The organism is Methanospirillum hungatei (assembly GCF_020216685.1).
Classification (GTDB): domain Archaea; phylum Halobacteriota; class Methanomicrobia; order Methanomicrobiales; family Methanospirillaceae; genus Methanospirillum; species Methanospirillum hungatei_B.
The window spans coordinates 1-10,000 of sequence record NZ_JAIWNS010000049.1 but is presented as its reverse complement, the minus strand read 5'-3'; the positions used below and the strand labels follow the sequence as shown (position 1 = coordinate 10,000).

The 10,000-nt window shown below is 45.5% G+C and carries 10 protein-coding genes and 1 pseudogene; all 11 read right to left on the bottom strand.

The features are described from left to right. Positions 1–605, bottom strand: a 605-nt coding sequence (locus LDL35_RS02770) for an Hpt domain-containing protein (RefSeq protein WP_304019275.1), incomplete at its 3' end; no start/stop codon positions are given. Positions 606–608: 3 nt separating this feature from the next. After that, entirely contained in the window at positions 609–1,637 is a 1,029-nt protein-coding gene (cheB, locus tag LDL35_RS02765; RefSeq protein ID WP_304019273.1) for a chemotaxis-specific protein-glutamate methyltransferase CheB, read from the bottom strand. A gap of 3 nt (positions 1,638–1,640) precedes the next feature. Continuing rightward, positions 1,641–2,003: a response regulator gene (locus LDL35_RS02760; RefSeq protein WP_011447182.1), complete on the bottom strand. Its 363-nt coding sequence runs from the start codon at positions 2,001–2,003 to the stop codon at positions 1,641–1,643. A gap of 66 nt (positions 2,004–2,069) precedes the next feature. Then, positions 2,070–2,891, bottom strand: coding sequence for a CheF family chemotaxis protein (locus LDL35_RS02755; RefSeq protein ID WP_304019270.1), 822 nt, complete (start codon positions 2,889–2,891; stop codon positions 2,070–2,072). Positions 2,892–2,921: 30 nt separating this feature from the next. Beyond that, entirely contained in the window at positions 2,922–4,019 is a 1,098-nt protein-coding gene (locus tag LDL35_RS02750) for a hypothetical protein (RefSeq protein WP_304019269.1), read from the bottom strand. 3 nt (positions 4,020–4,022) lie between these two features. Beyond that, a complete protein-coding gene (gene flaJ / locus LDL35_RS02745) occupies positions 4,023–5,627 on the bottom strand; it encodes an archaellar assembly protein FlaJ (RefSeq protein ID WP_304019268.1) in 1,605 nt (534 codons plus the stop codon). A gap of 3 nt (positions 5,628–5,630) precedes the next feature. Further along, the gene (locus LDL35_RS02740; RefSeq protein WP_304019267.1) at positions 5,631–7,493 is read right to left on the bottom strand and encodes a type II/IV secretion system ATPase subunit; all 1,863 of its coding nucleotides are present in this window, start codon (positions 7,491–7,493) and stop codon (positions 5,631–5,633) included. A gap of 2 nt (positions 7,494–7,495) precedes the next feature. Beyond that, positions 7,496–8,266: an ATPase domain-containing protein gene (locus LDL35_RS02735; protein WP_304019266.1), complete on the bottom strand. Its 771-nt coding sequence runs from the start codon at positions 8,264–8,266 to the stop codon at positions 7,496–7,498. A gap of 152 nt (positions 8,267–8,418) precedes the next feature. Beyond that, positions 8,419–8,883: a hypothetical protein gene (locus LDL35_RS02730; protein WP_304019265.1), complete on the bottom strand. Its 465-nt coding sequence runs from the start codon at positions 8,881–8,883 to the stop codon at positions 8,419–8,421. Positions 8,884–8,885: 2 nt separating this feature from the next. Beyond that, positions 8,886–9,368, bottom strand: coding sequence for a hypothetical protein (locus tag LDL35_RS02725; protein ID WP_304019263.1), 483 nt, complete (start codon positions 9,366–9,368; stop codon positions 8,886–8,888). A gap of 8 nt (positions 9,369–9,376) precedes the next feature. Then, a pseudogene (locus tag LDL35_RS02720) lies at positions 9,377–10,000 on the bottom strand (hypothetical protein); the annotation flags it as partial.

Sequence of the window (10,000 nt, the reverse complement as noted above, 5' to 3'; positions counted from 1 at the left end):
ATTTCGCCGATACTTTCCAGATTCTGAAATATCAGCATCCCACGTAGGTTTTTATTGTCTACATTGTCAGCAAGTGAGAACGTTAGTGAATATGTCAGACAACCTGACCCGTAATCCTGATCATATGCAGGACCTTCATACATATCACCACCTGTATCAGATGAGGGAGGTTCTATAGGTGCAGGAGTCTTTGGTGCGGGTTTTTCCACTACTTTCTCTTCACCCGCTGACAGCCAGCGTTTCAGACTTTTTACCCGCTGGTCCTTATGTTCCAGCTGCCCATCACCGCCGGCCTCGATCTCATCAATCATCAGTTCGATATCATCTGCACCAGCGAGGAGATCATCTACGAGTGACTGGGTTACCTCAAGTCGGCCACTTCTGATCTGTGAGAAGACATCCTCAAGAGCATGACAGATCTCTTCCATGTGAGAGAATCCCATGGATGCTGACATACCCTTAAGTGAATGAGCAGACCGGAAGATCTCATCTATCGCATGAGAATCAGTTCCCTTTTCCAGAACCAGAAGATTGCTGACAATACCCTCAAGGTTTTCCCGCGATTCTGCTACATAGAGACTCCGGTATGCATCCAGATCAGACATAAATCACCCGTTCATTGCTCTGATAGTTTCAACGATCTTTTCAGGAATTGCCTGCAAAGAGAGTACATGATCCACACAGTTCCGGGATAATGCAGAGCGCGCCATCCCGTAGACGAGACAGTCCTCTTCCCTGCATACTATCGTGACGCCGCCGGCCCTTTTGATCGCCTCGGTTCCTTCGCCACCATCATTTCCCATCCCGGATAAAATTGCGGTGACACAGTGATTGCCAAATACCTGCGCTGCAGAGATGAATGTCTTATCTACCGCGGGTTTTACATTATGAACCGGTGGAGAGTCTGTCAGGACAATTTTGCCACTCTGACTGCCACCTTTGTCAAGAACAGATGAGATAACGGTATGAAATCCGGCTCTGGAGACGAGAACAGTCCCGTTTTTTAAAATATCCCCGTTCTCCGTTTCCCGTATCTGCAATGGTGAGATTCTGTTCAGACGCGCCGCAAGTGCTGCAGTAAATCCGCCTTTGGGCATGTGCTGAGTGATAATCACCGCGGCATTCAGATCTGAGGGAAGCTTTGACACAATGGTATCAAGCATCGGGGGTCCTCCGGCTGATGAGCCGATAAGCACAACATTCCTGGCATTACTGTCCTTTAATACAGGTTTTGCCGTAATGTAGGCGATCGTACAGATATTTTTTATTTTATGCTTTAACTCTCCACCAATCTCACGGATATTCTTAATTCCTCTTGGTTTCAGCATAAAGTCATCAGCACCAAGAGCAATAGCCCGCTTTGTCATCTCTGCCCCTTCAGAAGTCAAAGAGCTTAAAACCAGTGTTTTAGGAAACCGGTCAATCTCCTTTTTCCTCTCAAGCATTGACAACCCATCAAGCCTCGGCATCTCTATGTCCAGGGTGATAAGGTCTGGTTTTAGTTCCCTGATCTTATCCAGCGCTTCAAGACCATCAGATGCGACACCAACAATCTGAATATCCGGATCATCGGATAGCATGTCCTGTACTACAGTCCTGATAAAGAGTGAATCGTCGATGACGAGAACCCTGATCATGTATTAAGCACCAAGGACATTTCCAATTTCTTCCAGAACCTTTGGAGCCTGGAACGGCTTTACGATATAACCCCTCGCTCCGCTTTTAATTGCAAGTTTCACCATCTGTTCCTGACCAACCGCCGTACACATGATCACTTTTGCATTGGCATCAAGTGCTTTGATGGCTTTTAATGCCTCAATGCCATTCATCTTTGGCATGACCACATCCATCGTAACAAGGTCAGGTTTCAATTCCCGGTATTTGGTAACGCCGATATCACCATCTTCAGCTTCCCCGACGATCTCGTGACCCCCGGAGCTGAGTATGTTCTTGAGCAAGGTCCGCATAAACAATGTATCATCGACAATCAGGATTCGTCCCATGGGTGAACGGTTCCTCCTATGAATTAAACGATATTAATTGGTAAAAGGATTGTGGAATATCTGGTCCTACGAGGGTGGCTTGAGTGCGTCGGTGATGTATCTGACACCCTTCGGAGTCAGTTGCACTTCCTTTCTGACCATTACAACATCCACGAGTTTTAACTTTAAAAGAGTCTCATATATTGCATTCAGTTCTTCAGGCGGAAGGCTGAGCATGTTTTCAATCGATTTCGTATCCATTCCGCTGTAGATAAGCATGGCGACCTGGGCAGTCTGGGCATCAAGCTGATCCAGCTCAGACCCTTTCATGTCCATATCCTTGGTTGCATCACGAAGGAAATTGTATAAAACCTGCAGAGTTGAGAGCGGACAGAGGATGAAACTGGTGACAACTTCGCCACCCTCAAGGTGGTCGATCTTAATCACATCAAGTTTCTTCTTCTGTAATTCCCGTTTTGTCAGCTCAAGACTTGCGACCTCTTTAAGCGGCACGCTAATCTGCTTGTCCTGACTTACAAACCAGATGCCGGTCTTTAAAACTGCAATAGCCCCCTTCTCCCATTTCGCATCAGTAACCAGAACGCCACCCCTGATAGCAGGCGACATGAAATGGGCCATGATCCTGTATGCATTACAGGCCATGATGATCTTCTTGGTAACAATTGTGAGGACTTTTTCAACCGACGCGATCTTGTACGGGCGCTCGGTCTTGTCCGGCATCGAGACAAGGAGCGTGATCATCTGTCCGCGTTTCTGAAGATCAACAATACTCCGGTAGCTGACTGTGACATTCCATGGGTCTTTCAGAACGATACCGTCATTTCCGATATCGATTCGTGAGGTCACCCATGACCCGCCTTTTTCCAGTTTTGCCGGAACCTCTGCCATACTCTCCTTTCAGATATCTTTTCGTGGTATTTATCTTCTTTTTATTCTTCGGTTGATGATAGTCATGATCTCCTGAAGCTCTTCAGCAAGTTCCTCAGCAGTCACATGAACATCCTTCAAATCCCGCAGAAGTACATCATCATCCTTCTTCTTCAGGTCTTCGATATCAGCCTTCAGTGAAGCGATAAGGTCATCATCGCCCCCGCCCTTCATCTGACTGAGTTCAAACTGTTCTTCCCCGCCGGAGTCGTCATCCTCCTGACCATACATATAGGGAGTATCTTCAGATGAACTGTAGGTAGAGAGATCAGAAGAACTGATCGTATCTCCCCCTTCAAGATTGGAGATCACGTCCCCGCCGGAGTCAGAGCCTATGTCTATGGTGCTAGAGTAGATAGCGTCGATCTCGTCAGGGCCTTGGTCATCATCCAGGATAATCTCCTCCTCCTCATCCTGGGTTGAGATATCCATCTTTTTCACGTCAGAATCAGAGGGGATCTCAGGCATGACCTCCCCTTCTCCATAAGGAGTCCGGATATTGTCAAACTCCGGGTTTACTGAGTCAAGTTCAGCATCGATGTCAAGACTGTCATCAAGATCCAGGCCTTCCAGCAGGTCGGTATCAAATGTTGCATCATCTGATTTTCCACTATCTGATGCCACGCCCGCCTCTTCGATCTCCTCTTCTTTATCTGGTGTTTTTTCAGGCTTTTGGGATTTTTCCTTCTTTTCTTTCCCTTTCTTCTCCTCCTTGGCCTTTTTCTTCTCATCACGTGACTTTTCAGACCGTGCGGGGAGCTTTATTGCCGGGAGAGCAATAGATGGCATCTTTATCTTACCGGAGAGTGATGAAAAAATACCTTCGCCCTTCGCCTTCTCCTTTCCTTTCTCTTTTGGCGGCTTCTCTTTTTTAGGCTTCTTTGGCCTGTTTTTCAGCCAGTACCGCAGCTCCTGAATTAATTCTGACAGAATGATAGTGCCGGTAATGACCAGCAGAACGATGGTAATACCAATGACACCCATCATCAGATACAGGACGGGAATATCAAAGATAAGAAGAATTGAACCCCCAAGGACTATTGCTACAAATATGACCAGCCGCCGGGTAGAGTCTGAGAGTTCAACCATCGCTTATACACCTTCAAAGACGGGAATCATAAAGAATATTCCGGTTATGATTGGAGCCACTATGTAAAGAAGCCCGGATACAGAACAGATAAGACTTGAATAAAAATATACTAATGCATTATCCCCGCCTGAAACAATCTTCCCGGCCACCACATTCGAGATCGTGAGCATGGTAATGATGATGATGACATAAAACCCGATAGCATCTTTATCAAAATTGGAAAAGACGAACATACTTCCACCCATTGCCCCGGCAATAGACGCACCCTGCCCGGATGTTAATGCCGCCCCGGCTTCTCCAAGGGAGGCCATTTTTTCTGATATTGCATCGGCCATTACAACCAGAATATTATACAGAAACAGGAAAATGGCAACCATCATGGCATGCATCGGAACAAGAAGAGTCATAAAACCCATGGAAATAGTATGCCGGTGATCCCGCAGCAGAACCTGGTCAAGCATGGATGAACTGACGATCTGACCAACCGTGTCAGCCTTACCACCAAGCTTGAGCGCATCCCGGTAAATATTCAGATACTTGTATATCAGGTAGCTCCCGCCATCGTTGATAAACCGCTGCCAGGTCCGGTCCTCATCAAGTCCCAGGTTTAATTTTGAAAAGACAGAATTGATCAGGGGCTCAAGATACGGAAGTGATTTTTTATCAATATCCTGAATCGCCGGGGCAATAGTGGTCCCTTTACCTCCCTGGACCGCACCTACACCTTTGATAAACGTAGGGAACTCCGAGTCACGAAGTGTGATATTCCCGTCATCGATGAACGCAATCACTCCCAAGGGGAAGAGCAGCATCCCGATAAGCATCAGGACCAGACCAAAATTCATACCCAGGAGCAGAAGCAGAATGACAATAATACAGAGGATGGGAACTACCTTCTTTTCCATCCGGTGAATCATGTTCTGCTCCGGAGATCCCTGCAAGAGCCGGTGTGTCTTTGGATCGGCCGGAACCGCCTTATACATAGTTACAATGCCCAATATTGAAATTCCACCGATGAGCACATACGAGGTCATCAAGGTACCCTGAATATTATCAGGTGCATAAATGGCAATAGAGACCATGATGATAATCCCGACAAGGGCACCTGAGAAGAGCATCGAGATATATGCATCACCCCATTTTTTGAGCATCTCAATGCCCTGTTCATAACTTGATTTGTAGACATTCCTAATCGTCTCAAGCTCACGTTTCAGGTAATCACTGTCAGGAACACCAGACTCAATTGCATTTGCATACCGGTTTACCATGGAGAAGAGCATCTCATTCTCTATCTTCTTCGCGACATTGGAGAGCGCTTCAACATAGCTGTATCCCCATCGTTTCACCAGGAGATCAGCGCGGCGGATATATTTAGTCGAGACATATTCTGATCGCGCACCGGTATATGCAAAAATTTCAGGACGAGACGCATCTGCACTGATGATCGCTGCCATGTATGTCAGCATGAACAGAAGATCTGAACCCATATACTTGTCTTCTATGAAAAATTTGTAGAGTCTTGCATAAATCGTCGCATACAAATCCTCAAAGGGTAATTTCCCCTGGTTGGACGCACGCAGTTTATCTAAAAAACCCTCAAATGCCATGGATCAGATATCGATATTGAGAAGTCCCTGTTTTTTCAATTTCGTTATCATCAGAAAGAGTTCGATAAAGTCAGTATATCCCGCTTTATGAAGCCGCTCCAGGATCTTTGCACGTTTTTCTACTTCCATGTACATTTGCGCCTTTTTATGCTCAGGAATACCCAGCATGGTTGCTATCTTGTTTTCCAGAAGATAGCTTGATCCTTTACCGGTAAATTCGTGCGTATCAGTGACCGGGTCCCAGGTAAAGACCTCAACAAAGGAGAACCCTCCACTTTGTGCATCATACCCGACCAGTTCTGAAACATTCAGCTGACGTCTGACCATTGCTCCATCAGGCCGCCGGACTGCACTCTGAATGACCACAAGGTTGAGGTTATCAATGAAGGTCTTGGGGATAAGAATCGGATCACCAGTTAGACGCTGGATCAACTTCTCCACCGTTGCAGCGTGGAATGTACTCATCACCGGGTGGCCGGTCTGCATGGCACCAAATGCGACTGCTCCTTCCACTCCACGGATCTCTCCGACCATGATCATGTTTGGACGCTGACGAAGTGCTGCACGAAGGAGGTCGAACATGGTCACATCTGAACCTTCACCTTCACCTTTTCCTTTTCCTTTGGATACTTCACGGGTCCAGTTTTTATGAGGGATGATTAACTCAGGAGTGTCCTCGATACTGACGATCTTCGACTCAGGGGAGATGAAGGTTGTAAGAGCATTCATTGAGGTTGTCTTGCCGGATGCCGTCTCACCGGACATGAAAAGTGACATCCCGTTCTCTATGCAGATCCAGAGATATGCCGCAAGTGCATAACTACAGGTTCCAAATTCGACCAGCTTGGTGATGGAGATGACATCATCCATCGCTTTACGAATGGTGAAGTTACTCCCCTGTCGGCTGATCTCCGTTGAATACACGATATTGATACGTGATCCGTCAGGGAGGGTCGCATCAACGATGGGATTCCGATAGGTGATCGGACGACGCGATTTTTCTGCAAGCTTAATACAGAAATCATCAAGTGCAGCCTCCTGATCAAAACCGACGACAGATTTGAGCCCTTTAAAGATCTTGTGTTCGATAAATATGGGGCCAAGTCCGTCACACGTGATATCTTCAATAAAATTATCCGAGATAAACGGATACAGAAGTCCGACATCAATCTTATCCCGGATCATCTGGTACTCAATTGCTTCATACTCCTGCGGACTTACTATAATACGCCCGTCAGAGAGATGGGGGACGTCTGCAAAAAGCCGTTCGGCACTCGGATCTTCCTTGGCGGTCAGATCGGTGGTAAGGAATGTTTTTAACTTGTCTCCAAACCCTTTTGGGCCTTCAATCTTCAGCAGGCTGGGATCAATTGCTTCTCCTGCTTTCTTGATATACATGACCTGTCTGAGCAGGCGCTTTAATACCGCTGTCCGCTCTTCCGGAGTGACCGGGTCTTCTTCCAGGGCATCTAGCAGGTCTACCAGCCGGTACTCGATTGCCGGAAGCAACCGGCCGATATTATGCATGAACGATGGTTCGATGGGGATGTAAAAGTTCCTAACATCATTCGGGTCAAAGAAGATATGAATAAAAATTGGAGGTTTTGCAGGATATATGAGATTCGGATCCTTAATTCCTTTCAAATCACGTTTCAGCTCAGAGAAGAACAACGGGATTCCGAATTCATCTACCGGAAATATATGGAGGTATTCAAGAAGGTGGGGATAGTTCCGGGCATACTCTTTGGCATTTGCAGGCAGCATCCGGTACAGGGCGCAGGACTCCGGGTTTATTATACACTCTTCAGTATCATGACTCTCAGCCTCCTGAAAAGGTATTTTCCCCTGAATCTGCAGCCGGGACATATTCAGACTTTTGCAACGGATACCGGAATAATCTTCATCCCATATCCGGGATGGACTTCAAAGCTGACAAGGTTACCAGTAGTCTTCCTGGCCCCTCTGACCTTCACCACTTCCAAAACCATGACGTACTTATCACCCATGAGTTTTCTCATGAGGAGCAGGTGAGCATCACAGATGGATCTGACACGGGTCAGGACTTCATCAGTGAATGCATAACTGTGCATAGTGATAAGAATTGTTTTTCCCTGGTCACAGATGTTTTTTGCCTGGGTCAGAAACGTCAGTACCGCTTCATTGGTTGTATACTCGGTGAAAATAGTAAGTGAGTCGATGATTGCCACATCGGTATTACTGAACTTGACATGGGTGATGATTCGTTCAAGGATATCGTTCATGGCATCCGGAGTCCATTTGAACTCTACCAGATGGCAGTGAAAGAGGCGGATATATCCCCACGCAAAGAAGTCAGAGATATCAAGGGACATCGATTCCATCTGGGTCAGAAAACTTTTCGTTGTCAGTTCTGTTGAGAAGAGATCAACACGGAGGTTATTGTGCATACTTCCCCAGATAAACTGCTGGGTAAGGACTGATTTACCGGTATCGTTCTCTCCTTCAATCAAGGTAAGTGACCCGAGAGGGAGACCATCGGCAATTTTTTTGTCGATTTCTGCGTTTCCAGTCGTGAGGATTTTTCGTTCCTCTTTCCCGAGGAGATCTGCAATGTCCCCCCGGGCTTCATCCATGCCACTGGATAGATCTAATTCTGCCATATGATGAATGCCCCTAATTATTAATTCTTCTATTTGCTAATAGGTGTTCTCTATATTTTTGCAAATTTTATCAAGCGATAATGTTTTTTTGATTTTTCAATTGATTTGTTTAAATATTAGTTGGAAGGATTTATTAGCTAACCGGGGTTAAATCAAGAATTTATATTTGTTGATGCACTTACTCCATTTGATGTAACAAATTTTGCCCAATTAGGGGTATAATCAAGAGTAATATTTACCTCAAAAACTTCTGAGGGATCCCAAAATCCTTTATTTGTAATATCATTTGTTATTCGGGTCGTAATATCAGATAATGAATATCGTGTTGTTATATTCGTCGAAGAATTGCCAATATACAAGTCATATCCCGAGTCTAGCCTTTTGAAAGAAACACTCCCTTCATTCTCAAAATAGAGAGATAATTTATTATCTGTATCTGACCACAAATATTCGTTTACAGAAATTTTCGTTTGCTGAATTGTCTCAAATACAGTAGACATTTCTATCTGAGTTCCGATTGTTGTCTCAGCAACTGTCAAAATTCCTGTCGCAATGATATATCCTGCAATAATAATTAATAACAGACTTACTGCTCCAGTTATGAGAGAAGAGGTCATATTTAATTATTTGTAGAGAAGGTTGTTGTTCGTCGAATACTATTAGGTAATGCAAACGAAAAATAAAGTTGTGCACCGGATGAAATCCCAGTTGGTTCTGTCAATACGATCTCAAGGGTTTCACCAATATCCCAATACCCATCACTTGTCCCTTTCAATTCATATGTAAAACCAGAAGAGTAACTTCTTTGTGATATCTGATTATTTACTCCAAAGAATACATCTGATTCCTGAATTTCATAGATGGAGATTCGGATAGCACCAACATTTTTCAGCCAGACTTTCACTACATCAGGTGAATTATCATACGCATAAGTATTGACTATCCGAAAATCAGTCTTTAATTTCTGCTCAGCTGACGACGAAACGGTCCCGAAGGTATCACCAGCTGAAAAAATTGCTGGTAGGATAGCGGTAATAAGGACTGCGGCCCCAAGGACCGCCCCTATTATCATAATTGACGATGAGATAGCTTCGCTTGCCATATCGGCAGTTACTCACGGGAAGGAATATACTCAAACTCTGAGTCATCCTCTATCAGGTTATCTGTCTCCTCAATCCGGCCTGATGGCATTGCCATCTTTCTCTTCTCAATCAGGACATCAAGCATGTCACGGTCAAGACCCGGATCCTCAGGTTGTAATATCCGGTTGAGTTCATAGAGTGCCAGAACAAATTCATCTGCCTTCATCTCATGGACTTCCCCGATCGACGGTGCCATAAGGCGGGCAATATCTTTCACCTGTTTACAATGCTCTTCAGAGATATGACCCATCTCCTTATACGACTCAAGCATGAGATCAACCCGGTCATGCCCGTATCGTTTCACATTATTGGTCGTCCATTCAAACAGGCTGTAAACTTTCTGTATCTTCACCTTCTCACGTGGCTTTTTCTGTTTTACAGGTTCAGGAGCCGGTGCAGGCTGGGCAAACAACTGGTTCCTGAGCGCTTCAAGCATCCCTTTCTCCGCTGCAAGAGAAGACAAGGCTGATGAGACACTGCCTGCTCCCCCACCAAGACCTGCAGTCATTCCCATATCCGGCTGTCCGACCGGTTCAATCGCTTCTGGTTCTTCTGACACTGACATCGTTCCCCCTTCTTCTGGAAAACCCCC